The sequence below is a fragment of the Streptomyces marispadix genome, from assembly GCF_022524345.1.
Taxonomy (GTDB): Bacteria; Actinomycetota; Actinomycetes; order Streptomycetales; family Streptomycetaceae; genus Streptomyces; species Streptomyces marispadix.
Genome location: NZ_JAKWJU010000002.1, coordinates 6,462,101 through 6,487,298, shown reverse-complemented (window position 1 = coordinate 6,487,298; position 25,198 = coordinate 6,462,101). Strand labels below are relative to the sequence as shown.

Annotated in this window: 20 protein-coding genes and 2 pseudogenes; 13 read left to right on the top strand and 9 right to left on the bottom strand. The window is 71.4% G+C overall.

What is annotated here, in order from left to right:
• Positions 1-74: 74 nt before the first annotated feature.
• Both MMA15_RS26985 and MMA15_RS26980 read right to left on the bottom strand, forming a co-directional pair.
• Complete coding sequence (locus tag MMA15_RS26985; protein WP_241062771.1) at positions 75-1,334, bottom strand: hypothetical protein; 1,260 nt, start codon at positions 1,332-1,334, stop codon at positions 75-77.
• 140 nt (positions 1,335-1,474) lie between these two features.
• Positions 1,475-1,657: a tail-anchor membrane protein gene (locus tag MMA15_RS26980; RefSeq protein ID WP_241062770.1), complete on the bottom strand. Its 183-nt coding sequence runs from the start codon at positions 1,655-1,657 to the stop codon at positions 1,475-1,477.
• 220 nt (positions 1,658-1,877) lie between these two features.
• Between MMA15_RS26980 and MMA15_RS26975 the strand changes: the two are divergent.
• From MMA15_RS26975 to MMA15_RS28365, 3 genes and pseudogenes are all read left to right on the top strand, one after another.
• Positions 1,878-4,881, top strand: a pseudogene (locus MMA15_RS26975) (SCO1167/SCO6262 family helicase).
• A gap of 92 nt (positions 4,882-4,973) precedes the next feature.
• A pseudogene (locus tag MMA15_RS28105) lies at positions 4,974-6,004 on the top strand (SWIM zinc finger family protein); the annotation flags it as partial.
• A 3-nt stretch (positions 6,005-6,007) separates the two neighbouring features.
• The gene (locus tag MMA15_RS28365; RefSeq protein WP_241062769.1) at positions 6,008-6,466 is read left to right on the top strand and encodes a hypothetical protein; all 459 of its coding nucleotides are present in this window, start codon (positions 6,008-6,010) and stop codon (positions 6,464-6,466) included.
• 131 nt (positions 6,467-6,597) lie between these two features.
• On the opposite strand, the gene MMA15_RS26960 is transcribed toward MMA15_RS28365, so the two are convergent.
• From MMA15_RS26960 to MMA15_RS26945, 4 genes are all read right to left on the bottom strand, one after another.
• Positions 6,598-7,398, bottom strand: coding sequence for an SGNH/GDSL hydrolase family protein (locus MMA15_RS26960; protein ID WP_277400598.1), 801 nt, complete (start codon positions 7,396-7,398; stop codon positions 6,598-6,600).
• Positions 7,399-7,969: 571 nt separating this feature from the next.
• The gene (locus tag MMA15_RS26955) at positions 7,970-8,803 is read right to left on the bottom strand and encodes an SAM-dependent methyltransferase (protein WP_241062768.1); all 834 of its coding nucleotides are present in this window, start codon (positions 8,801-8,803) and stop codon (positions 7,970-7,972) included.
• Positions 8,804-8,820: 17 nt separating this feature from the next.
• Complete coding sequence (locus tag MMA15_RS26950; protein WP_241062767.1) at positions 8,821-9,057, bottom strand: DUF397 domain-containing protein; 237 nt, start codon at positions 9,055-9,057, stop codon at positions 8,821-8,823.
• A 3-nt stretch (positions 9,058-9,060) separates the two neighbouring features.
• The gene (locus MMA15_RS26945) at positions 9,061-9,930 is read right to left on the bottom strand and encodes a Sco1979 family transcriptional regulator (protein WP_241062766.1); all 870 of its coding nucleotides are present in this window, start codon (positions 9,928-9,930) and stop codon (positions 9,061-9,063) included.
• Between the two features lie 138 nt (positions 9,931-10,068).
• On the opposite strand from MMA15_RS26945, the gene MMA15_RS26940 reads away from it, so the two are divergent.
• Positions 10,069-10,563 (top strand): ATP-binding protein, encoded by a 495-nt coding sequence (locus MMA15_RS26940; protein WP_241062765.1) that lies wholly within the window; start codon positions 10,069-10,071, stop codon positions 10,561-10,563.
• 569 nt (positions 10,564-11,132) lie between these two features.
• The gene (locus MMA15_RS26935) at positions 11,133-12,260 is read left to right on the top strand and encodes a DMT family transporter (RefSeq protein WP_241062764.1); all 1,128 of its coding nucleotides are present in this window, start codon (positions 11,133-11,135) and stop codon (positions 12,258-12,260) included.
• Between the two features lie 91 nt (positions 12,261-12,351).
• Here MMA15_RS26935 and MMA15_RS26930 read toward each other — a convergent pair whose 3' ends face one another.
• Entirely contained in the window at positions 12,352-13,833 is a 1,482-nt protein-coding gene (locus MMA15_RS26930) for an amino acid permease (protein ID WP_241062763.1), read from the bottom strand.
• Between the two features lie 351 nt (positions 13,834-14,184).
• Between MMA15_RS26930 and MMA15_RS26925 the strand changes: the two genes are divergently transcribed.
• Together MMA15_RS26925 and MMA15_RS26920 are read left to right on the top strand one after the other, a co-directional pair.
• The gene (locus MMA15_RS26925; RefSeq protein ID WP_241062762.1) at positions 14,185-14,496 is read left to right on the top strand and encodes an SGM_3592 family protein; all 312 of its coding nucleotides are present in this window, start codon (positions 14,185-14,187) and stop codon (positions 14,494-14,496) included.
• Positions 14,497-14,978: 482 nt separating this feature from the next.
• A complete protein-coding gene (locus MMA15_RS26920) occupies positions 14,979-16,013 on the top strand; it encodes a sigma-70 family RNA polymerase sigma factor (RefSeq protein WP_241062761.1) in 1,035 nt (344 codons plus the stop codon).
• Positions 16,014-16,100: 87 nt separating this feature from the next.
• Here MMA15_RS26920 and xylA read toward each other — a convergent pair whose 3' ends face one another.
• Positions 16,101-17,267: a xylose isomerase gene (xylA, locus tag MMA15_RS26915; protein ID WP_241062760.1), complete on the bottom strand. Its 1,167-nt coding sequence runs from the start codon at positions 17,265-17,267 to the stop codon at positions 16,101-16,103.
• Positions 17,268-17,393: 126 nt separating this feature from the next.
• Between xylA and xylB the strand changes: the two genes are divergently transcribed.
• From xylB to MMA15_RS26890, 5 genes are all read left to right on the top strand, one after another.
• On the top strand, positions 17,394-18,881 hold the full coding sequence (xylB, locus tag MMA15_RS26910) for a xylulokinase (RefSeq protein ID WP_241062759.1): 1,488 nt from the start codon (positions 17,394-17,396) through the stop codon (positions 18,879-18,881).
• A gap of 88 nt (positions 18,882-18,969) precedes the next feature.
• On the top strand, positions 18,970-20,178 hold the full coding sequence (locus MMA15_RS26905; RefSeq protein WP_241062758.1) for an ROK family transcriptional regulator: 1,209 nt from the start codon (positions 18,970-18,972) through the stop codon (positions 20,176-20,178).
• Positions 20,179-20,811: 633 nt separating this feature from the next.
• Positions 20,812-21,024, top strand: a complete 213-nt coding sequence (locus MMA15_RS26900) for a hypothetical protein (protein WP_241063558.1) — start codon at positions 20,812-20,814, stop codon at positions 21,022-21,024.
• 164 nt (positions 21,025-21,188) lie between these two features.
• Positions 21,189-21,956 carry a bestrophin-like domain gene (locus MMA15_RS26895; protein ID WP_241062757.1) on the top strand — a complete coding sequence of 256 codons (768 nt, stop codon included), beginning with the start codon at positions 21,189-21,191 and terminating at the stop codon, positions 21,954-21,956.
• Positions 21,957-22,140: 184 nt separating this feature from the next.
• Positions 22,141-22,353, top strand: coding sequence for a hypothetical protein (locus tag MMA15_RS26890; RefSeq protein WP_241062756.1), 213 nt, complete (start codon positions 22,141-22,143; stop codon positions 22,351-22,353).
• Between the two features lie 34 nt (positions 22,354-22,387).
• Here the strand turns inward: MMA15_RS26890 and MMA15_RS26885 are convergent, their stop codons facing one another.
• On the bottom strand, positions 22,388-23,443 hold the full coding sequence (locus MMA15_RS26885) for an acetylxylan esterase (protein WP_241062755.1): 1,056 nt from the start codon (positions 23,441-23,443) through the stop codon (positions 22,388-22,390).
• Positions 23,444-23,719: 276 nt separating this feature from the next.
• Here MMA15_RS26885 and MMA15_RS26880 point away from each other — a divergent pair, with 276 nt between their 5' ends.
• Positions 23,720-25,177, top strand: coding sequence for a lipase maturation factor family protein (locus tag MMA15_RS26880; RefSeq protein WP_241062754.1), 1,458 nt, complete (start codon positions 23,720-23,722; stop codon positions 25,175-25,177).
• Positions 25,178-25,198: the final 21 nt, after the last annotated feature.

The following is a 25,198-nucleotide window of genomic DNA, read 5'->3' as shown; positions in this document are numbered from 1 at the left end:
CGGACCCGGCGGTTCAGTGACCGGGCGCCGCCCCGGCGGGAGTTGCCCGGCGGGAGTTGCTACGCGGCGGGCACTCACCCCTGCGGGACAGGCACATGTACGCCGCCGGGTCGGCCGTGCCAGGAGACCAGGACCGTGCCCGGCAAGGCCTGTCCGCGGTCGGCCGCCATCAGGAACTCGGCCGTCTCGCCCGGCCGTACGATCGCGTCCTCCGGTACGCCGCGGGCCGAGTCGGGGAGGTTCCCGCGGTCGACCCGGACGCCCGTGAGCGTCGTCGTACCGGTGTTGCGCAGCGCGAAGACATGCCGTCCGGCGCGTTCGATGCGCCAGGGGCCCGCCGGTGCGTAGGGCGACTGGGGCTGCGCGGGCGCCGGGGCCTGCGGCTGGTACGGCCACGGGGACGGCGGCGGTGCGGCGGGGGTGCCGAACCCGGGGGCCGGGGTGCCATAGCCGGACGCGGGGGTCTCATAGCCGGCGGGTGCCGGGGACGCGGCCGCGGGGCCGGGCACAGGAGCCGGAGCCTGTGGCTGGGACGGGCCGGGGCGCCGCCTCGGCGGAGGCGGAGTGCCGTCACCGGCCGGCTGTGGGTAGCCGTCGGCGGCGGGAGGCGGCGGACAGCCGTAGCCGCCGGGCGGCCCGGGAGGCTGGGCGGCGCCCGGGTAGCCGTCGGCGGGCTCTGCCGCATCGGCGGGGGCCGGAGCCGGGGGCGCGCCCGCGCTGTCCTCGTCGGGCGACGCCGCGCTGGGCACCTTCTCGCGGGGCTCTTCGCGGTGGTCCTCGCCGAATTCCTCGTCGGCGCCCTCGTCAGCGTCCTCGAAGGGCTCCTCGAAGGGGTCCCCGGCGGGCGATACCGGGGGCGGAGGCTGCGTCGGAGGCGGTGCCGACTGTCCCTGCGCGGGTGTGCCCGCTCCGGAGCGTGCAAAGGCGCCCTCTCCTGCGGGTGCGAATGTCGCGCCCGAGACCGGCCCGGAGAAGACCGGGCCGGATGGCTGCCCTCCGCCAGCGGGCGCGCCCGCTGCGGCGGCGGGCCCGCTGCCGTAAGCGGCGGGCTGGGCCCACGGCTGGGACGCTCCCCCGGCCCTCGGATCGGGCGCCGACGGCCCCGACGTGGCGGTGAGCTGTGCCAGCAACTGCTCCATGACGAGGGTGCGCCGCTCGGCAGTCTCGATCTGGCGGCGCTGCAACTGTGAGGCCTCGGCCTGGAGTTCGTTCTGCCTGCGCAGGTCCCGGCGCTGGCTGATGCCCTGCCCGATGGCATAGCACGCCATGGCGAACGTGACGACGGTGCTGCCCCACGTCGCGGCGTCCCCCGCCTCCAGCGCCAACCACCTCATGGCCCAACTCTATGGACCCCGGGGCATGTTGGGCACACACCCCCCTGAATACGGGCCGGTAATGGGCCGCTACCCCCCGGCACCGGGGGTTCCTCCGGCGGCGCAGTGTCGACGGCCCGCCGGATCGATGACTCGACCGCTCAGCGGCCCAGCTCCTTGCGGCTCACCCGGCGCAGCCTCCGCCGCTGTGAGGGGTCGAGCGCCAGATACGCGACCACGGGCACCCCAACGATCACCGCGAGGGCGATCCAGAACGAGGTCAGCCACCACAGCAGCAGTCCCACGGCCACACCGCCGACGGCGATCTTGCCTCTGTTGGTCATCGCTTCCTCCTTATGGGCAGGCAGGTCAGCCCACCTGCCTCTCTCCATTAGAACGCCGTTTCGCCCATCGGGGTTCCGTCGCCGTTTCCGGCCCGCCTCGACCCTGAGGTAACCTCGGCCGCCCCAGACCGACTAGTCAAATTTGAGGAATCGCGTGGGCACAGCGACCCGTACCGTGACGACGCCCTCCGACATCGCTCAACTCGCCCGCTGCGAAGCCGTGCTGCTCCCCGGCGACCCGCCCCGTACCTCGCATATGGCCTTCTGGCTCCCGGACGGATCACCGCCGCTTCCGGACGGCGACACCCACGGCGAGCTGGCCGTGGCGATCCCGGAGCAGGGCGGCTACGTCGGCGTGCACAACGTTCCGGCCCTGATGGTTCCGCTGGCCGATGCGCTTCCCGTACTCACCCGGCTCCGGGCGGCACGGCCGACGAACGGGAGCGCACAAGAAGCGGCGGAGCAGGAGTCCGGGCCGCCCTCGGCGGTCTTCTGGGGCGAGGCCGCGCTGCTCGCCCTGCGGATCGCCGCCCGAGGACGGCTGCTGCCAGGCGTCAGCCCGGACGGCTACGACGCCTGGCGGTTCGCGCCGCTCGTCCCGCCGGACGCCGAGCGGCTACGCGATCTCGTAGCGGCGATGCCTCCCTACGCCCACGCCGTAGCGCTGACGGGAACTGGGACGGGATCGGGGACGGGCGCCGGGACGACAGGCGGGCCTCCCCCGCTGATTCCTTCCGGTCAGGAGCGCCTGCGTGCCTTCCTCGACGCCGTCGCGGACGCGCTGCCGCGTACACCGGCCGCGGTCCTGGCCACGGGGCACTCCGCCTTCGCCGCGCGGGAGCCCCAGCGCATTCCGGAGCGGCGGGAGTGGGCGGCCGGGGTCGCCGCCGGTCATGACGCGGGTGTGGGGCTGTCCCTGCGCATCGAGGTCGACGGGCTGCCTGACGACGATCCCGCTGATGCCCGCGACGACGCCACGTCTGCCGAACTCCCCGCCCTGACCGGGCCGTTGGGCGAAGTGCGCTTCCGGGCGGTGCTCCAGCTCCACAGCCTCGGCGACGCCTCGCTGGTCGCCGACGCGGCAGACGTCTGGCACGGTGCGTCGCCCGCGGCGGCGGACTTCGGACCCCGGGTGCGTACGGACGTTCTGCTGGCGCTGCGCCGTGCCGCCGCGGCGTGGGGCGCGCTCACACCGCTGCTGTCCGCGCCCGTACCCGATCGTGTCGTACTGGACGACGAAGAGATCTCCGAACTGCTCTCGCAGCCCGTGGCCTCGGCGCTCGAGGCGGCAGGCGTACAGGTGCACTGGCCCGCGCGGCTCGCCCGCGAGATCACCATGCGCGCCGTCATCACACAGAAGGAAGGCGGTCACGGTGGCTCCGCCGGGGGCGGCTCCCAAGGCCCAGACCGGCACACGTCCCCGTCGCTGCTGGGTGCGGACGCGCTGCTCGGCTTCGACTGGCGTCTCGCCGTCGGCGGTACGGAGCTGACGAGCGCCGAGCTGGAACGACTGGCGGAAGCGGGACGGCCGTTGGCGCGGCTGCGCGGCCAGTGGGTGCTGATCGACCCCGCCGCGGTGCGCCGTGCACGGCAGCGGCGGCAAGGCGGGGACGAGGGCCGCGGCCGGATCGCACCGGCCGCCGCTCTCGGCGCCGCCCTCACCGGCGCCATGGAGCACGACGGCGAACTCGTCGAGGTGCGCGCCTCCGGCGTGCTGGAGTCGCTGCGCGCCCGGCTGACGGAGGCGGGTGCCGGCGGTCGCCCTCCCCTGCCGCCGCCGGAAGCGCTTCAGGCGAGCCTGCGCGACTACCAACTGCGGGGCCTGGACTGGCTGGTGACGATGACGTCACTCGGTCTGGGCGCCTGCCTCGCCGACGACATGGGGCTCGGCAAGACCGTCACTCTGATCGCGCTCCACCTCCACCGGCAGCAGCAGAAGGGAACGGACGGGCCGACGCTGGTCGTCTGCCCTGCGTCGCTGCTGGGCAACTGGCAGCGCGAGACCGAACGGTTCGCGCCCGGCACACCCGTACGCCGCTACCACGGGCCCGCACGCAGCCTGGAGGGCCTGGCCGACGGCGAGTTGGTGCTGACGACATACGGCACGATGCGGCTCGACGCCGAACGCCTGGCCTCACCGCCGGGCCCCGGCTGGGGCATGGTCGTCGCGGACGAGGCGCAGCATGTGAAGAACCCCTTCTCCGCCACGGCACGCGCGCTGCGCACGATCCCGGGCGGCGCCCGCGTCGCCCTCACCGGCACCCCGGTGGAGAACGACCTCACCGAGCTGTGGTCGATCCTCGACTGGGCGACGCCCGGACTTCTCGGCCGTCTCGGCACGTTCCGCAGACGCTACGCACAGGCCGCCGAGGGCGGCGATCCGGGAGGTGCCGAGAGACTGGCCCGGCTAGTGCGCCCGTTCCTGCTGCGCCGCCGCAAGAGCGACCAAGAGCGACCCGGGCATCGCGCCCGAGCTGCCGCCCAAGACCGAGACCGACAGGGCCGTCTCGCTCACGGCGGAGCAGGCAGGGCTCTACGAGGCGGCCGTACGCGAGGGCCTCGCCGAACTCGGCGGCACCGGCGGCTTCGCCCGCCGCGGCCTCGTCGTCAAGCTGCTGACCTCCCTGAAGCAGATCTGCAACCACCCCGCCCACTACCTGAAGGAGAACAACCCCGCGCTGGAGGGCCGTTCGGGAAAGCTGGAGCTGCTGGACGAGCTGCTCGAAGCGATCCTCGCCGAGGACGACCCCGGCGGCGTACTGGTCTTCACCCAGTACGTGCGGATGGCCCGGCTGCTGGAACGGCATCTGGACGGGCGCGGCGTACGGTCGCATCTGCTGCACGGCGGCACACCCGTCGCCCGGCGGGAGGAGATGGTCCGTGACTTCCAGGACGGCGGGGCGCCGGTGTTCCTCCTCTCCCTCAAGGCGGCGGGCACGGGCCTCAACCTGACCCGCGCGGCACATGTCGTCCACTACGACCGCTGGTGGAACCCGGCCGTCGAGGCACAGGCCACCGATCGCGCCTACCGCATCGGCCAGGACCGGCCCGTGCAGGTGCACCGGCTCGTCGCCGAGGGAACGGTCGAGGACCGGATCGCCGCGATGCTCGCCCGCAAGCAGGCGCTCGCGGACGCGGTGCTCGGGTCGGGCGAGGCCGCGCTGACGGAGCTGTCCGACGATGAACTCGCCGAACTCGTACGGCTGCGGAGGGAACGGCCATGACCGGTATCCGGGGAACGTACGGAGCCGAGCGGACGCACGAGGACGGGAATGAGAGCGGGCAGGGGGACGGACATGGAGACGGGAGCGGGGAGTTGAACGGGGAGCGCGAAGTCGGCGGCGTGGAGCGGGTGTTCGCCGCGCTGCCTCCCGCTCGCGGGCGTGGCTTCGCCCGTACGTGGTGGGGCACTCGGTGGCTGAAGGCGCTGGAGGACACGGCGCTCGATTCCCAACAGCTCCGGCTGGGGCGGCGGTTCGCGCGACAGGGTGCCGTGGGGGCGGTCTCGGTGCGCCCCGGGAGGATCACCGCCGTGGTGCGCGGACGGGACGGTGCGCCGCAGCGCGCCGACGTACTGCTGCGGGAGTTCACCGGCGCCGAGTGGGAGCGCCTGCTGGAGGTCGCTGGGCGCGAGGCGGGACATGTCGCGGCGCTGCTCGACCGGGAACTGCCGCCACGGCTTGTGGAGGACGCGGAGAGCGCGGGAGTCGAACTCCTCCCGGGGATCGGGGACTTGGACGCAACATGCGACTGCGGCGCCTGGGACCACTGTCTGCACGCTGCCGCGCTGTGCTACCAGACGGCGCGGCTGCTGGACGAAGACCCGTTCGTGCTGCTGCTGTTGCGGGGACGTACCGAGGAGCTGTTTCTCGACGCGCTGGGTCTGCGGGGCGGCGGCCCGCGGAACGGCACTGCGGCAGCCACGCCCCTCCCGGGTGCCGAGGACGCGCGCCCCACCGAGGCGAGCACAGCACGGACGCCGGCTGAGGAGGCCGCTGACCCCGGCGCCGGGAAGGGGGCTTCCACTCCCCGGCGCACGGCGTCGGTTCGGGCCGACGAGGTCTTCGCCACGCGTCCGCTTCGGCCTCCGCTGCCGGAGGTCACCGGGGCCCCCTCCGAGCCCGTTCCAGAGCCGGGTGCGCCGCTCTCGCTGAACGGCGGCGCACAGTCCTCCCCGACCGAACTGGACCTGGCGGCACTGGAGTTCCTCGTAGCGGACACCGCCCGACGAGCACACCGCATGCTTCAGAGGGCATCATCGCCCTCGTACGCCGGCACCGAGCCGAGGCCAAGGAGCTGACGCCACGGCAGGACGCCGTACGCCTGGCCGCCCAGGCGCCCGGTGAACGTGTGACGGTACGGCTCGCGACCGGATGCCGCCTCTCTCCCGAGGACCTGTCGTCGGCCGTACGGGCCTGGGAGACGGGCGGCGCGGAGGCGTTGTCCGTATGGGAGGAACCGTGGACTCCCGGCCCGGAGACGGCAGTTCGGATGCGCCGCATGCTCGCCTCCGCGCTGACGGGAGGGCGTACGGACGCCGGGAGGGACCCGGGCACGGACCCGGATACGGGCGCCGAGGCGACGGAAGCGCAATCGGCGGCCGTGACGGAACCGCGCTTGGAGGCCAACCGCTGGTGCTCAGCGGACGGTTCGGCTCAGTTGCGCTTTGGACGTGACGGCCGCTGGTGGCCGTACCGCCGTGACACCGAGGGCAGTTGGCAACCCGCGGGGGGTCCCGAGCAGGATCCGGCGGCCGCCCTGGCGGTGACGGCGGGAGAGGACGAACCCGGCCGGGACGGGATGGGCTGAGCCCTCCCGCCGCGGCCGGGGAGACGTCTCCGCGCGGGACCACCGGCGTCGTCCGACGCTTCGGCCCCGCGCGGAGGCGGTCGTGCTGTGGCGCTGTGCCAGGCGTTACGAGCCGCCCTTACGGGTGACCGTCACGCGTTCTGCTCCATCACGGGCAGATAGCCGCTGGTCTGGCCGGCCTCGGTCGGGTGGTAGGACTCCCCGACCGGGACGGTGACGCTGTGCAGCCACGAGTCGCCGGAGCAGATCTCGTGCCCGGTGAAGGTGTCGCGCACGTCGCCGAACGAGAAGCCGTGGTCGGCCGCGCGCTTGGCGATCGTGTCGTTGAGTACGTCGGAGGCGGAGTTGATCGCCGCCCGCGACTCCTCACTGATGCCCACCGAGCATTCGCCGTTCAGCTTGTAGATGTGGGGGTAGCCCATCACCACGACCTTGGCGGCGGGGGCCTTCTCGCTGATGGCGTTGTAGACGGAGTCGAGCTTGCCGGGCAGGGTGCCCGTGACGTAGCTCTTCGCCTCCTCGATCTTCTCCAGGCAGACGCTCTCACCTTGCAGCACGCATGCCTGCATGGTGTCGGCGAAGCCGGCGTCGTTTCCTCCGATGCTGATGCTCACCAGGCCGGTCGAGTCGCTGAGCGGACCCATCTGGTCGGCGAGCACATCGTCGGTGACGGCGCCGGAGCATGCCGTGAAGTCGAACGAGGAGGGCGAGTTGGCCGCGGCCCACTGCTGGGAGTACGCCTTCGAACTCCGCTTGCAGTCACCGCTGTCGCCGTAGTCGCCTGCTCCGAGACCGGAGGAGTAGGAGTCGCCGAGTGCGACGTATCCGGTGGCCGCCTCCTGCCCGAAGGCGGACGCCGGCATGGTGAAGACGGTCACGCCCAGGAAGGACGCCACGGCCGCAGCCACGGTCATCCATCTGCGTAGCTTCATGGAACCTCTCATGGTGGGGGGTCGACATGGAGGGTGCTTTTGTCATGTACACAGGTACCAGTCACCGGCTCGGACTGGAAGTGTTCATGTCAAAAAAAGCGGCCGCATTCGTGAACTGCGTCACGCGGCAAGAAGATTGACGAAGATTCGGTCCAGGATCGGGACTTCGTGCTACGGGCCCGACGGCTCACAGTCCGGTCAGTGCGTGGTACCGGAAGGTAGTTTCCACCCGGACAAGATCCCTACACGCGGCCGGAGTTGGGGATTTACGCGCGTAGGCTGCGGCGGAAGCGCGATGCCGGGCCACTGCGGCCACTGCGACCACCGCGAAGGTGCGCGGCGCTCCGGATGACGCCCGGGACGGTGCGCGTCCGGTTCGAGCGCGCCGTCGCGCCTGCGCCACGGCTACCCGGCGCAACCGCGAGCGGGCGGTGACGGCGTACTCAAACGCCGCCCACCGCCCGGGAGTTGCTTCAAGCGTCATCGGGCAGGAGGCCGAAGGCCCGGCGCGCCCAGCCGTTACGCGCCTCGGTCTCCGCCCCTCAGTCCCGCGCCGCTGAGTCTCCGCTCCTCAGTGCTCGACCGGGCGCTTGACGCCGACGCCCGCGTAGCCGTGATGGTCGGCCAGTTCCGCCTCGTTCGGCACAGGGCCGTCGGGCCGCCACAACGGCGGTTTGACCAGGCCCGGTTCGAGCATCTCGAAGCCGTCGAAGAAGGACATGACCTCGTCGTGGCTGCGCATGACGAGCTGCGCGGTCGTGCTCCTGTAGACCTCCGCCGCCTGCTTCAGCGCGGTCCCGTCGTCGAAGTCCGCCGTGATGTGGGACAGGACCAGGCAACTGCCCTCCGGCAGGCGGCTGGTGAACGCCGACACGATCCGATGAGGGTCCTCGTCGTCGGGGAAGAAGTGGAGCACGGCGACGAACAGCAGGGCTACCGGCTCGTCGAAGTCGATGAGGCCCTTCGTCGTCGGATGGTCGAGTATCGCCTCGGCATCGCGCAGATCGGCCCGTACGAAGCCCGCGTTACCGGAGTTCGTGAGCTTCGCCCCGGCGTATGTCGCCACGATCGGGTCGTTGTCGACGTAGACCACGCGGGACTCGGGCGACACGAGCCTGGCCGCCTCATGGGTGTTGGGCGAGGACGGGATGCCGGTGCCGAGGTCGATGATCTGGCGTATGCCGCGCTCGGCCACTGTGCGGACCGCGCGGCAGTGGAAGCCCCGGTTGCCCTGCGCGGTGGGACGGATGAAGGGGGCGTGCCCCAGGACTCGTTCGGCGGCCTCTCTGTCGACCGCGTAGTTGTCCCGGCCGCCCAGGAAGTAGTCGTACATCCGGGCGGGATTCGGCGTGATGGTGTCGATCTGGTCGGGGCTGAAGCCCGTGTCCGACACGTCGTCCTCCATCTGTCTCTTGTGGCAGTTCAGGCGAGGAGGAAGTCGGCATCGCCGGCTTGCACACCCTGGATGAACTTCCTGATCTCGTGGGGGGTGTAGATGAGAGCGGGACCCTCGGGGTCCGTGGACTGGCGCAGGGCCACCCGCCCGTCGTCGAGCTTCAGTGCTTCTACGCAGCTCCCGCCGTTGCCGCCGCTCCAGGGCTTGTGCCAGCCCTCGGTGCCGAGGTGTTTGGCGGGCATGCCGTTGTAGATAGGACCCATGGTTCAGATCTCCTTGCGCATCGCACTGAGGATCGTCTCCGTCCGCGACACGGGCGCGGCCTGAGCACACATCCGGTCCAGCGCCTCCAGGAACGTCGTGACGTCGTCACGCTGGTCGAAGTAGACGGCGCCGACCAGGCTCTCCGCGCAGGCGACGTCCGGCAGTTCGTCGATGGGGAACCGGAAGAGGTGGAAGGGGCCGTACATCGCCGGGTGCGGCCCGACACTGAACGGCATGATCTGGAGCCTGACTTGGGGGTGCCGTGCGGACTCGATGAGGGCGTCGATCTGCTCGCGCATCACCTCGGGGCCGCCGAGCGAGCGGCGCAGCACCGTCTCGTCCATCACCACCCACAGCATGGGCGGTTCCTCGCGCTCCAGAATCGCCTGACGTTCTCTTCGCAGCGCGACCTGGCGTCGGATCTCCTCCTCGGGTACGTGCGGCATGCCCGCACGCAGCACCGCTCGTGCGTACTCCTCGGTCTGCAACAGCCCCGGCACGTAGTGCGGTTCGTAGGCGCGGATGACGTGCGACTCGCTCTCCAGGCTGACGAAGGCGCTGAACCACTCGGGCAGGACGTCGCGGTAACGGTGCCACCAGCCGGGCTGGTTGGCCTGGCGTACCAGGGCGATGAACTGCTCGACCTCCGACTGGTCCGTCACCCCGTAGGTGTGCAGCAGCTTTTCGACGTACAGCACCTTCAGCCCGACTTCGGCCTTCTCCATACGCCGGACCGTGGCGTGGGTGACGTCGAGGGCTTGTCCCGCCTCTTCGTACGACAGGCCGCACTTCTCCCGCAGATGCTGAAGACGCCTGCCCAGGACCACTCGCAGGACGGTGGGTGCGCCACCGCCCGACCGCGAGTCCACCACTATCGCTCTCCTCCAACTGCTGGCACGGGCAAGCAGTTTGGCATGGACGTCATGTGGGAGGACAGTCTGACTCGAACGATTCTGTAATTTGCAGACTGATCCTTGCCAGGTGTGACCGCACAACCCCATAGTGGTGGCGTGGCTTCCCCCCATGACGCCCTCTCCTTAGAAGATCGGCCCCCTGCTGTGTCGGTACGCCCGCTCCGGGACGCGTTCCGTCTGCCTGCACTCGACACCTCGGTCGGGCAGGCGAGACGGCGAGTTCTCGACCGCCTCCACGAGTGGCGAGTCGATCAACAGGCATGCGAAGACGCCCAGTTGCTGGTGTCGGAGCTGTTCACCAACGCCGTACGGCACACGGCGAGCGAGAAGGTGAGCTGTGAACTGTGGCTGATGGGCCTGCGGTTGTGCCTTGAGGTGACCGACCAGGGCGGAGGCCCGAACCCGCAGCGTCCCCACCCCGGTCATCCGGTCGACGCGGACGGGGAGAGCGGACGCGGGCTGCTGCTGGTGAGCGTCCTTGCCGACGACTGGGGCATCAGGCGCAGCCTCGACGGCGGGCCCTGCGGCGGCCATGCCGTGTGGGCGGAGCTGACGTGTTCCCGCGTCGACGGCGACCACCCGGGGTCTTGACCCGCTGAGCCCCGGCCTTCGTCCACGGCGGCGGCCTGGAAGCCCCGCCGCCACGTGCCGGCCACACCGCCGTGAGCCGGCTGCGACAGCACAGCGCCACTGCCCAGCACGGGGGGCGGTGGCGCTGTGCTGTGTCCCGTGTGCCGATTCCGGCGCCTGTTGCCCATCTACGGCCAGGACACGGCCCGTACACGCGCCCGCTGCGACCGTGCGCCGGGAGTGCGTTCAAGCCCCCCGGTGCCGCCGCGCCCAGTGCTTCGGCTACGCTCCGGGGCATGGACAGGATCTACTGGCACGCGGTCACACCGCCCCCGGCGTCCCACTGAGGGCGCACTGATCCGCAGGCGGACGGCACGACGGCAGCGCCGTCACGAGACCGCCTGCCTTCCCGGCACACCGGGCCGGGCCCGCTGACGCTTCGCGGGCCGCCCAGGCACCCCGATACGGCACCGCGAGGGACGCGGCGCCGTTCAAGAGTTCTTCGGGTCTTCCTGCCTCCTGCCGGCCTCGCGGCTGCGCCCTTTCCGAACGACCGACACCGGCCTTCAACGGATCAGGACGCAAACCGCATGTCATCCTCGCCTGCCAGTTCCGGCTCCTCCGCCGGAGCCGGCTCATCTCCCGGCTCCAGTTCATCTGCCCGCTCCGCCAGCTCGCCGTCGCACCCGCACGCGCACGCGCGGGCCGCCGGGCCGCATCCCGACTCCCCTGCCCCGCGGCCGGGTTCGGCCCCCGAGAAGACACACAACCCACGGCGCAGCGGCGCCGGTTCCCTGCTCGTGCTCGCCGCGGCCGCCCTGTGGGGCACCACCGGCACGTCCGCGAGCTTCGCCCCGGCCGCGGCGTCACCGCTGTCGACCGGCGCCGCCACCATGGGCGTGGGCGGCCTGCTCACGTTCCTGCTCGCGGGGCGCCCGGCGCTCCGTGTGCTCGGCGGCGGGCGCCCCGCGCGCGGGTGGGCACTGCTGGGCGGTGCGGCCGTCGCCGTGTATCCCCTGGCGTTCTACTCGTCGATGGACCGCGCGGGAGTGGCCGCCGGCACGGTCGTCACCATCGGCTGCTCCCCCGTGTTCGCGGCCCTGCTGGAGCGGCTGCTGTCGGGCACGCGGCTGACGCCGCGCTGGCTCGCCGCGACCTTGTCGGCCGCCGCGGGGTGCGCGCTGCTGACGCTGACCGCCGGGGACGGTGCGCGGGCCGGTCACGACGTGCCGGGCGGCGTCGCCCTGGCGCTGCTCGCCGGAGCCTCATACTCCGTCTTCACCTGCTACGGCGCTCAGATCATCCGCGCGGGGCACTCCTCCCGGGCGGCGATGGGCAGCATGTTCGGGCTGGGCGCGCTCGTGCTGCTCCCCGTGCTGGCCGTCACCGGCGGCCCGCTGCTGAGCGCTCCTCGCGGGCTGCTGGTCGCCGCGTACCTCGCGGTGGTGCCGATGTACGTGGCGTATGTGCTCTTCGGTGCGGGGCTTGCGCGTGTCCCGGCGGGTACGGCGACCACGCTGACGCTGTTCGAGCCGGTCGTCGCCGCCGCACTCGGCGTCGCCGTGGTCGGCGAACGCCTCGGCGCATGGGCGTGGACGGGCACCGGCCTGGTGCTGCTGGGCCTGCTGGTCCTCACCGCTCCGCTGCGTACGCACAGGCGCATGCGCGTGCGCGTGCGCGGGTTGCGCCTGCGACTGCCCGGCCGCTTCCGCCGCTGAGCAGTTACGTACGGGCGGCGGCGCGCCGTATGGTCCGGTGCGCCGCCGCCCGCAGGGCTTGCGTAAGTCCGTCAGAGCTTGCGCAAGGTCGTCAACTCCGCGCTGCGGGCGGCGACTCGGCGCCCTTGTCCGTCCCCGCCGACTTGGCGGCGTTCCTGCGCTGGAGCAGTATCCCGAGGACGAGCACGACGGCGCCCACCGCCACGGACATCAGCATCTGCTCACGCCCTTCGTCGTCGTAGAACATGTAGCCGATCACGAAGAGCATCAGGGCGATCGTCGCGTACGTCAGATACGGGAAGAACCACATCCGCACGGTGTGACGCTCCGGCATGTCCCGTTCGATGATCCGCCGCATCCGAAGCTGCGAGAAGCAGATGACGATCCACACGAAGAGCGCCACCGCGCCAGAGGAGTTCAGCAGGAACTGGAAGACTGTGTCGGGCGAGGTGTAGTTGAAGATCACGGCCACGAACCCGAAGGCCACGGAGGCCCAGATCGCCGTGGCCGGTACACCGCGCTTGTTGACCTGGGCGAAGGTCTTGGGGGCGTCCCCGCGGCGGCCGAGCGAGAAGGCCATGCGGGAGGCGGTGTAGAGACCGGAGTTGAGGCAGGAGAGCACGGCGGTCACCACGATCACGTCCATGATCGTCCCGGCGTGGGGGATGCCCATCTGGTCGAGGGTCGCGACGTAGGGGCCCTTGTCCACCACGTCCTTGGAGTTCCACGGCACCAGCATGACCGCGAGGCCGATCGAGCCGAGGTAGAAGGTGCCGATGCGCCAGATCACGCTGTTCGTCGCGCGGCGCACCATCTTCTCCGGCTGCGGCGACTCGCCCGCGGCCAGTGTCACGATCTCGCTGCCCATGAAGGAGAAGACGACGAGCAGCATGCCGGAGAGGATCGCCCCGGGCCCGTGGGGCAGGAAGCCCCCGTGTGCCGTGAGGTTCGACGCTCCCGATGCCTCGGAACCGGGCAGCACGCCGAAGACGGCGAGACCGGCGAGCAGGATGAAGGCGGTGATCGCCACGACCTTGATTCCGGCGAACCAGAACTCGAACTCCCCGTAGGAACCCACCGAGGCGAGATTGGTGGCGGTCAGCAGCACCATCACGATCAGCGCCCATGTCCACTGCGGTACGGCGGGCAGCCAGCCGGTGAGGATCGTGGCCGCGGCGGTGGCCTCCACGGCGAGCACGACCACCCAGAACCACCAGTAGAGCCATCCGATGGTGAAACCGGCCCAGCGGCCGAGGGCCCGGTCGGCGTAGGTGGAGAAGGAGCCCGATGAGGGGTCGGCCGCCGCCATCTCGCCGAGCATCCGCATCACGAGGACGACGAGGAGCCCCGCGATCACATAGGAGACGATGATCCCGGGCCCTGCCTTGGCGATGCCCGCGCCGGAGCCTACGAAGAGACCGGCGCCGATGATGCCGCCGATGGCGATCATCGACAGATGGCGGTTCTTGAGACCGGCTCTCAGCGAGTCCTGTTCCGCGGGGCCGTCGGCAGGCGCATGCCCGGACCGCTCGTCTTCTACACTCTCAGTTACTTTCGACGGTCGCGTGCCCATTGCAAGTTCCTTCATTTCCCTGGGCAATTCCTCGAAACGAGTTTCATTCAAAGGCTCTGCCACGGAATTCTCTGCGGAGTAAGTCAGTGGGCCACTGAACCGCCAGGAAAGCCCGACGGTCAATGTGATCTGCATCACTGTCACTTTGCGTAGATCACTGCCTGCTCAGTGACGCCGTGGGCGGCGGAGCAATGGCATCGAGCGCGACATTCCGGTCCGCGGCTTCGCACATTCGCGTCCGCATTCCGTGAAAGGCGCACCGGCAGACGGTCGTAAGGAACACTCGGGGCCGTCGGCACGTTCCAATACCAGATCCCGACGAGATGGACAAAGCGGACGGAGGCGTGGCGCATGGGCACCGAGCCTGGGAGCCGCAGCGGGCGCGGGGAAGAGAAGGAACCGGAACAGAAGAAGGCGGAGCAGGCGGGGAAGAACGCCGAACGGAACGAAGACTGGGCCGAGGATCTCCACTTCGACGAGGACTTCATCCGGGGCGCCGAGGTGAAGGAGCCCGCGGCGCGTACGCGCATGCTCCGCGAGCGCTGGCGCCAGAGTCCGCCCGAGCCCCAGCCATGGCGTGCGGACGCTCCCCCGGCGGGCTGGTTCTTCAGCAAGGGTCGCCGCAGGGCACGCAAGCGGCGTCGCGGCGGGGACGACGGCTGACGACGGACGACTGACAGAGCACGGGTGACGGCTGACGGCTGACGGCTGACGGCTGACGGCTGACGGCTGACGGCTGACGGCTGACGGCTGACAATTTTCGATAACTGTCATCTGAAATCTGCCAGTTGACCGTGCGCGGCTGACCCCGAACGCGACCCACAGGCCCCGCCGCAGCCCCGGGCGCCGCGCCGCGCCCGCCGCGCGCAGCCGCAGGCGTCCCGCCCTCGCGTCTCCCGTCGGCTCGCCGCCCCTCCCCCGCATACGACAACAGCACCGGGCGCCCCAAGGACGGATGGGTGGCTCTTCTTTACCACCCGGACCATTCCGGTCCGGCGCCTCATCGGCGGAGAATGTCCGTATCAATAGCAGTATGAACCGAGACATCTCCCGGAACGGCACCCAGTATTCGCACGCAGTTGCGATACTAATGCGCCGGATTCACCGCCCGCACCGCGGCGTCGAAAGGCGAAAGGCCACCGATCATGACAGACAGCACCCTCGGCGACTCCCTCACCGCGTCCGCCGAAGCCCCGCTCTCCCGCGAAGACCTGCTGGACCGGGCGCAGCCGTACCGACGTGAACTGCTCGCGCACTGCTACCGGATGATGGGCTCGGTGCACGACGCGGAAGACCTGGTGCAGGACACATACCTGCGGGCATGGCGCGCGGCTGAACGCTTCGAGGGGCGTTCGTCGCTGCGTACATGGCTCTACAGGATCGCGACCAACGCGTGCCTGACCGCGATCGAGAGCCGTGGGCGCCGGCCCATGCCCTCGGGCATCGGCGCTCCGAGCGACGACCCCGAGCGTCCCGTCGTGGAGGCTCCCGAAGTGCCTTGGCTGGAGCCGGTTCCCGATGCGATGTTCCGCGGTGAACAGCCCTCGGATCCGGCCGCCGTCGTCGTCTCCCGGTCCAGCATGCGGCTCGCGCTGGTGGCCGCTCTTCAGCATCTGCCGCCCAGACAGCGGGCCGTACTGCTGCTGCGCGAGGTTCTGAAGTGGCGAGCCGCGGAGGTCGCTGAGCTGCTGGGCACTTCGACGGCCGGGGTCAACAGCGCGTTGCAGCGCGCTCGCGCGCAGCTTCAGCAGGCGGCGCTCACCGAGGAGGAACTGTCCGAGCCGACCGATCCCGCGCAGCGCGAGCTTCTCGACCGCTACGCCAAGGCGTTCGAGAACTCCGACGTCACGGCGATCGTGCAGCTCTTCAAGGAGGACGCGGTGTGGGAGATGCCTCCGTTCCCGGAGTGGTTCCGCGGTCGCGAGGCCATAGCGCGGCTCATCGGCGCGCAGTGCCCTATAGGCCCCGGCGAGGGGCTGATGCTGCCCACCGCCGCCAACGGCCAGCCCGCGTTCGCGCTCTACAGCAGGCACGAGGGCGGCGACTACAAGCCGTTCCAGCTTCATGTGCTCACCGTCGAGGACGGGCACGTGGCACATGTCGGCGCCTTCTTCGGCACGGAACTCTTCCGTACGTTCGGCCTGCCCGATTCCGTGCCGGCGGACGCCGCACGGCGCTGAGCGGCCTGCGGCGTCCGCGCCCGGTGCGGGTTTCCCGCCCGGGGACGGTGCCACGGGCGGCATGGGTCCGTGCCCCTGGCGGGCGGCTCAGGCCCCCAGCAGGTGGTCCATGGCGAGCTGGTCGAGACGTTCGAAGGCCATGCCGCGCTGTGCCGCCGCGTCCGCGTCGAAGTCCTCGAACGCGGAGCGGTCCGCGAGCAGTCGAGCCGGGGTCTCGCCCGACTCCAGCGTGGGCAGGGCGAGTTGGTCGAGCCGCGACTCGCGCAGCGCCTCCCGCACCTCGGGATCGGCGCGGAAGGCGGCGGCGCGCTCGCGCAGGATCAGATAGTTGCGCATGCAGCCCGCTGCCGACGCCCACACTCCGTCGTAGTCCTCGGTGCGGGGCGGCTTGAAGTCGAAGTGCCGGGGCCCTTCGTAGCCGCCGCTCTCCAGCAGGTCCACCGTCCAGAAAGCGGCACGCAGATCGCCGGCGCCGAAGCGCAGGTCCTGGTCGTACTTGATGCCGGACTGGCCGTTGAGGTCGAGGTGGATGAGCTTGCCCGACCACATGGCCTGGGCGATGCCGTGCGGGTAGTTCAGGCCCGCCATCTGCTCGTGGCCCACCTCGGGGTTGACGCCGAAGAGCTCGGGCCGCTCCAGGCGGTCGATGAAGGCGAGGGCGTGCCCGACGGTGGGCAGCAGGATGTCGCCTCGGGGCTCGTTCGGCTTGGGCTCGATGGCGAAGCGCATGTCGTAGCCCTGCTCGGTGACGTATTCGGCGAGGAGGTCGAACGCCTCCTTCATACGGTCCAGCGCGGCGCGTACGTCCTTGGCCGCGCCCGACTCCGCACCTTCGCGCCCTCCCCAGGCCACATAGGTACGGGCGCCCAGCTCGGCGGCGAGGTCGATGTTGCGCATGGTCTTGCGCAGGGCGTAGCGGCGCACGTCGCGGTCGTTGGCGGTGAAGGCGCCGTCCTTGAAGACCGGATGGGAGAAGAGGTTGGTCGTCGCCATGGGCACGACCATGCCGGTGCCGTCAAGGGCCTTACGGAACCGGGCGATGTGGGCGGCCCGTTCGGAGTGCGCCGTGCCGTAGGGGATGAGGTCGTCGTCGTGGAAGGTGATGCCCCAGGCGCCGAGTCCGGCCAGCCGGTGGACCGCCTCGACCGGGTCGAGCGGGGTGCGGGTCGCTTCGCCGAAGGGGTCGCGTCCCAGCCAGCCCACCGTCCACAGACCGAAGCTGAACTTGTCCTGCGGCGTCGGCTCGTAGCTCATCGGGCCGCCCCTCTCTCCGTGGCGCTTCCTTGCGCGCACAGCTATTAGTCATGACCGTTGACAAATTAGTATGCGCCCAGGACCGCAGCGTGGGAAGAGACCCGGGGCGAGGAGGCTGAGGGGATCATGGCCGCACCAGAGGGACCGTTCGTCATCGGCGTGGACAGTTCCACGCAGTCAGCAAAGGCGCTGGTCGTGGACGCCGCCACAGGAGAGGTCGTGGCGCGGGGCCAGGCGCCGCACACCGTCACTCCGGGGCCGGGCCACGAGAGCGACCCCGAGGAGTGGTGGCAGGCGCTCACCGCCGCTCTCGAACAGTGCGGCCCGGCCGCACAGCAGGCGTCCGCGATCTCCGTCGGCGGCCAGCAGCACGGCCTCGTCACCCTCGACGCGGACGGACGGCCCGTACGCCCCGCGCTGCTGTGGAACGACGTACGGTCGGCGCCCCAAAGCGACCGTCTCATCGAGCGGTTGGGCGGGCCGGCGGCATGGGCCGACCGCTTCGGCAGCGTCCCGGCACCCGCGTTCACGGTCACCAAGTGGGCCTGGCTGTGCGAGAACGAACCGGATTCCGCCGCCGCCACCTCCGCCGTACGGCTGCCGCACGACTATCTGACGGGGCGGCTGACCGGCGAGGGCACCACCGACCGCGGCGACGCCTCGGGCACCGGATGGTGGGCGAGTTCCACCGGCGCCTACGACGAGGAGATCCTCGAACTCATCGGCTTGTCACCGAAGTTGCTGCCGCGCGTGCTGGCGCCCGGGGAGGCCGCCGGGACCGTGCGCCCCGATCTGCCGCTGCCGGCCGGGGCGCTCGTCGCATCCGGCACAGGGGACAACATGGCGGCGGCGCTGGGGCTGGGCCTTCGCCCTGGACAGCCCGTGCTCAGCCTGGGCACCTCGGGCACCGTGTACGCCGTCTCCACGCGCCGCCCCACCGACCCGACCGGGACGGTCGCCGGTTTCGCCGACGCACGCGGCGACTGGCTGCCGCTGGCCTGCACCCTCAACTGCACCCTCGCCGTGGACCGGGTGGCCGCGCTGCTCTCCCTCGACCGTGAGGCGGTGGAGGGCGGCGGCGAGGCGGTGCTGCTGCCCTTCCTCGACGGCGAGCGCACCCCCAACCTCCCTTACGCGTCGGGCCTGTTGAGCGGGCTGCGGCACGACACCACCCCGGGGCAGGTGCTGCAAGCCGCCTACGACGGCGCTGTCTTCGCCCTGCTGCGGGCGCTCGACCAGGTGCTGGACGAGCGGGACACCGGCGCGCAGGGCGCCCACCCGTCCGGTGCACCCGGGGCTGGACGGGACACCGGCGGCGAAGGAGACGCCCCGCTGCTGCTGATCGGCGGCGGCGCCAAGGGCACCGCCTGGCGCGAGACCGTACGCCGCCTGTCGGGCAGACCCGTGCAGGTCCCGCGCGCCGAGGAGCTGGTGGCGCTGGGCGCCGCGGCGCAGGCGGCGGGACTGCTGCTGGAGGAGGACCCGACGGCGGTGGCACGGCGCTGGGGCACCGCGCAGGGGCCCTCCTACGAGGCGGTGCCACGGGACGAGGCCACCTCGACCCGTGTCGCGGAGACCCTCGCGGGGGCGGATACGCTGCTGCGGCAGCGCTGACCCCCCGGCCCTCCTGCGGAGCCCGTCGGCGCCCGGCCGCCGACCCGGCCCCATCCCAATCCGCCCCGGAGGAACGGACGTTAGGCAGATGGCAGTCGTCCCGCCCAACTCGCAGCAGGAGATGCGCCGGCGGAATCTCTCCCGTGTGCTGTACGCGGTCGCGGGGGCCGGTCCCGTCTCGCGGGCCTCGATCGCCGGGCGGATCGGGCTGACGCGTGCGTCCGTCTCCACGCTCGTGGAGGAGCTGCTGCGTGCCGGGTTCCTCGTCGAGCTGGGCCCGGGGCGCTCCGGCGGCGTCGGACGGCCCGGCAACGCCCTGGCGCTGACCGGACTGGGCCCGTGCGGGCTTGGCGCGGAGATCGGCGTCGACCATCTCACGGTGTGCGCCGTCGACCTCGGCGGCCGGGTACGAGCCCGCATCGGGGACGAGACCCCGAACGGTGAAGCAGGCCCCGACTCCGTGCTGCGGCGCCTGAGTTCGCTCGTGGACCGCGTCACCACCGAGGCGGGCGCGGCGGGGCTGCGCCCGGCGGGACTGGCCGTCGCCGTGCCCGGACTCGTCACCCGCTCCTCCGCCAATGTGGTGCGGGCTCCGAACCTCGGCTGGTACGACACGGACCTCGGCGCACGGCTCGGCGGGCCCGGCGCGTCCCTGCCGCTGACGGTGGAGAACGAGGCCAACTTCGCCGCCCTGGCCGAGCTTTGGCTGGCCGGGGAGGGCTCCGCCCGGCGTGACTTCATCCATGTCTCCGCCGAGGTCGGCATCGGTGCGGGGGTCGTCATCGACGGTGAACTCCTGCGCGGCACGCGGGGGTTCGCCGGTGAACTCGGCCATGTGCCGGTGCAGCCCGACGGTCCCCGCTGTGCGTGCGGGGGCTCCGGATGCCTCGAACAGTACGCGGGCGAGGCGGCGTTGCTGCGTGCGGCCGGCATCGCCGTACGCGGCGCGGGCGGGCGCACCGCGGCCCTGGCGCGGCTGCGGGCCCGCGCGTCCGACGGCGACGAGGCAGCGCTGCGTGCACTGCGCCGGGCGGGCAGGGCACTGGGCATCGCGCTGGCGGGGGCGGCGAATCTCCTCGATCCGCGTGCGGTGCTGCTCGGCGGTGCGCTGACCGGCCTGGCGCCGTGGCTTCTGCCCGCTCTGGAAGGGGAGTTGCGGCAGCGTACGACAACGCCCGGCAACGTCCCGGAGGTTGCGGTCTCCGCGGTCGGGAGCGACGCCCCGTCGCTGGGCGCGGCTCATTCGGTCGTACGGACGGTGCTGAACGACCCGCTTCCGTATGCGGTGGCGCACTGAGCGAGCACTCCCGACTGTCAAGCTCACGGGGAAGATTCAGCACTTCGGGGGATTACCCGACGGATGCCGTGCCGTGCACGCACGTCGGCCCACATGATCGATCGTGTGACACGACGCCACTGGCACCGCACCGCATCAACAGCCGTGGCCGGTGCGGCACTTGCTCTTACCTGCACCGCCCCCGCCGTCGCCTCGACCGCTCCCCCGGACGGCACCGAGAGCACAGGGCCCATAGCCACACCCGGCCGGAACGGCGTCACCGGCCACGCGCGGGACGGATTGCTCCCGCCTCTGTCGGCCGCCGCCCGCGTCGAGTTGACGGCGCGACGCTGCGGCTGCGACGCCGCGTCAGTCACGGCCGTCGCCGGTGTCGTACAGCTCGAAGTCGCCGCGCGGCTGTGTGCCGGGGTCTGCGACTGCCCGCCGCCGGAGCCGCCGCCCACCCCTACTCCGACGCCCGTGCCGCCGTCCCCCGGCACGCCTGAACCGCCGCCCACGAGCACTCCCCCTCCGAAGCCGTCGCCCAGCAGCGAGACCCCCTCCAGGCCCGGTCCCGCGATGCCTCGGCCGACGGCCACGCGGAAAGCGCACGTACCACCGCCGAAGGCGCACGACACCCCGTCACCGTCGCCCGTGCCTACCCACTCGCGGCTGACCACGCCCGCCCGGCTCGATCCCATCCGGCCGCACGACACCGGCCGGATGCCGCTGGCCACCAGACTCCTGCTGCTGGTGGCCCCCGCCGTGCTCGCCGCCGCCGCGCTTCGCTCCCGCAGCGGAGGGGCCGGCAACTCCTCCGGCGGCGGCTCCGGTTCGGGCTCCGGGCCAGCGTCCTCGGCGTCGTAGTCCGGGCCCCCTGATTCCGGCACCGGCAGCCATCGACCCCTAACAGGTCCGCTCTCCCCGACCGGCCCTGTCCCCAACCGGCCCTGTACTTGCGCGAGTTCGACCGAGTCCAAGCTCCCCCGTCCCCCTCCCGTCGAACAGTCCCACCACCACACGGAGGCAACGTGCCCGAATGGCTGGTCCTCGTCCTTGCGATCCTCGTCGCCTGCGCGGCCGTCGTAGGCTTCGTCGTCCTGAGAGAGCGGCGTACGGACGGCGGCGACCCCTCGGAGACTCCGGACGTCATCGAGTACATGACGATGATGACCGGGGTGGTGTACGCGATCGTGCTGGGCCTGGCCATCGCGGGCGTCTGGGAGGCACGCAACGTCGCCGACGCGGCGGCCACGGAGGAGGCGCAGGCCCTCCACGAGATCCATGAACGGGTGAGCGTCGCACCGGAGGGCCCGCGCGAGCGGATCAGGTCGGACGTCGCCGCCTATGTGGACCACACGGTCCGCACGGAGTACCCGTACATGGTGAAGCACGGCGAACTCACCCGGCGCGGCGGCGAGTTGCTGACCGAACTGCGCAAGGACTCGCTGGCGTGGCAGCCGCGCACCCCGCGTGAGGAGCAGACGTACTCCGCTGTCGCCGACCGGGTCGCGGCGGTCGACGCGGCACGCACCGGGCGTGGCGACAGCGCACAGCCGACCCTTCCGGGCGTCGTCTGGATCGGGCTGTTCGCCGGTGCGGTGGTGTCGATCGGGATGCTCTTCGCGCTCCAGATCCAGCGTTCCCGCAGGGAGTTGCTGCTCGCCGGGCTGTTCACGGCGCTGATCGCGTTCCTGCTCTTCCTCGTACGGCATTTCGACGAGCCGTTCGCCCGGGGGCTCTCCGATCCGGCCGGGGCCTTCACGGCGCTCTTCCCTCATGCGGGCGGCGGCGGTTGAGACGAGGGCCGGCCGACGCCGACGGCAGTGCGACACAGTGACCGGACAGGGGGGCGGCGGATCTCACCGCCGCTCCCCGCGCCCGGCCTCATGCGCCCGCACGCGCCCGCGGGCCTACGGAAGTCACCGCTGCGGATACCTTCGTACGACGCGCGGGCAGCACAGGCCCTCCTAGCCTCCGGCCATGAAGAGATTCCTGGAGTTCGTGGCCTTCCTGCTGATCGCTCAGGGCGCGGGAGCGATCGCCCATCACTTCTTCGGCTGGTTCACGATGTGGGGCCTGGTACACCGCGTCGGCTTCCTCGACGGCTACGAGGTCTTCGCCGGGATCACGCTGGTGGTGCTGGGGGTCGCGGTCGGCGGTGCCTCGGAGAAGGTTGCGCGGACGCCGAGTTGAGCCGCCCGGCACGAACGTGGCGCCCGGCCCCGCGTCAGCCCGCCTTCCCCGTAGGTTCCGCGTCCGCACCGTCCGTCCCATCGGCACCGTCGCGAACGTCGGCTCCGTCGGGCCCGAGCCCGTGCGACGCCAGCCAGCGAAGCTGCCGGTGCGTCTGCGACCCCCGTCCACCGCCGTGGTCGCCGAACTGCCAGACGACGACGTCCTTGTCGGGATGTGCGTAGTGGTTGTACGCGGCGAATCCGGTGGACGGAGGGCAGACGGGGTCCATCAGCGCGACGCTGAAGAGCGCGGGCGAGCCGGCCCGCCGGGCGAAGTGCAGCCCGTCGAAGTAGTCGAGCGTGGAGAAGACACGCTCGGTGTCGTCGCGGTTGTGGACGCCGAGATAGTGCGCGATCTCCGGGTACGGACCGGCAGTTGCGAGCTGGGCGCCGCGCCGGATGTGGCACAGGAAGGGCACGTCCACGAGGGCCGCCGCGACCCTCGTACCAGCCAGAGCGGCGACCGCCAGCGCCAGTCCGCCGCCCTGGCTGTGGCCGGTGACGACGACCCTCCCGGGGTCGACCGCCGGGTGGTCGCGCACGGCGTCGACGGCCCGTACGGCGTCGGTGATCAGACGCCGGTAGTAGTGGTGCTCCGGGCCGTCGATGCCGCGGGTCATGAAGCCGCCCACGTACTGGGGTCCGGGCACCGGATCGGGGTCGGGCGTGGCATGGCCCTGGCCGCGGCTGTCGACCACGAGATGCGCGTAGCCTGCCGCGCTCCACAGCAGATGATCGGTGTGCAGCCCTCTGCCGCCGCTGTAGCCGATGTAGTTGACGACGGCGGGCAGCGGCCCGTCCGCGCCGCGCGGCAGCAGCAGCCATGCCGCGACCGGCTGGCCGCCCCAGCCGGGGAAGCGCACGTCGTGCACGTCCACGGTGCGCAGCGGGGAGTCCGCCACCAGCGGGAACTCGGCCCCCGCTCCCGCAGATGCCGCTTCGCGTGCCCCCTCGACCGTCCTGGCCCAGAAGTCGTCGAAGTCCTCCGGTTCCGGGAGCGCGGGCCGGTACTCGCGTAGCTGCTCCAGCGGCATGTCGGTCAGCGGCATGTCTCTCCTCGGCGAACACTGCGGCCAGGGTCCAGTGGCGTCCCGGCCTGGCGCGATCCGGGCGGCCCCCTCGGTCTTCGGGGTCACCAGGATTCTGCGGACTCGGCGGTCTTCCGTCGGCGCCGTGTGCCTGCGAGCGCCCCGGTGGCCTGGGCGTACGCGGTGCCCCGGCCGGGAAAGCCACAGCATCGCACGGGGCAGCGCCGCTTCCGCGGCCCGTACGACTCACCGCCGTCACCGGCCCATGACGCACGCACTCGGTGGTATCCGTGCCCCATGGACTGGTTCGCGGCTTCCGACTACTGGCTGAGCCGGCTCGTGCTTCAAAGGGCACTGGCCGTCGTCTATCTGGTCGCCTTCCTCTCGGCGGCCTCGCAGTTCCGTGCGCTGATCGGGACGCGGGGGCTGACGCCGGTGCCGCGGTTCGTGCGGCGGGTGCCCTTCCGTGCGTCGCCGAGCCTGTTCCAGTGGCGCTACTCCGACCGGCTGTTCTCGTGTGTGAGCTGGGGCGGTGCGGCCCTTTCGGCGGCGGTCGCGGCGGGCGCGGCCGACGCCGTGCCGCTGTGGGCGTCGATGGCGATGTGGGCGCTGCTGTGGCTGGCGTATCTGTCGATCGTCAACGTGGGTCAGCTCTGGTACAGCTTCGGATGGGAGTCGCTGCTGCTGGAGGCGGGTTTCCTCGCCATCTTCCTCGGCAACGCGCGTACGGCGCCGCCGGTGCTCGTGCTGTGGCTGCTGCGGTGGCTGGCGTTCCGGCTGGAGTTCGGGGCGGGACTGATCAAGTGGCGTGGCGACCGCTGCTGGCGCGAACTGACGTGCCTCGACTACCACCACGAGACACAGCCGATGCCAGGCCCACTGAGCTGGTTCTTCCACCGGCTGCCGAAGCCGCTGCACCGGGTGGAGGTCGCGGCCAACCACGTCGCTCAACTGGTCGTGCCTTTCGGACTGTTGCTGCCTCAGCCGGTCGCCACTTACGCCGCCGCCGTCGTCATCGTCACCCAGTTGTGGCTCGTGCTGTCGGGCAACTTCTCCTGGCTGAACTGGCTGACGATCGTCATCGCCCTCGCGGCGGTGGACAGTTCGGCCTTCGCCGGGGCGCCGCCGCCCGTTGCGGACCCGCCGCTTTGGTACGTGGTGGTGGTGTGCGCGGTGACGGCCCTGGTACTGGTGCTGAGCCAGTGGCCCGTACGCAACATGATCAGCCGGGGCCAGCAGATGAACGCGTCGTTCAACTCCCTTCATCTGGTGAACACTTACGGAGCCTTCGGCAGCGTCACCCGGGTACGGCACGAGATCGTCGTCGAGGGCACGGACGAGGAGGAGCCCGGCGAGGACACGGTCTGGCGGGAGTACGAGTTCCGCGGCAAGCCCGGCGACGTGAGCCGTATGCCGCGGCAGTTCGCCCCATACCATCTGCGGCTGGACTGGCAGATGTGGTTCGCGGCGCTCTCCCCCGCCTATGCGGCCGGATGGTTCGAGCCGTTCGTCGCGCGGCTGCTGGAGGGCGACCGGGACACGCTGCGGCTGCTGCGGCACGACCCCTTCCCCGGTGAACCGCCCCGGCACGTAAGGGCGTTGCTGTACCGCTACCGGTTCACGACCCGCCAGGAGCGGCGGGAGACCGGCGACTGGTGGCACCGCACGCTGGTGCGGGAATTCATGCCGCCGGTTCGGGCGGCGTCGGGCAGCCATGGACAGTCCGGGGCCGGGGAACGGCGGGAGGAGTCCTAGAAGGCTCCACGGCTCGCTGAC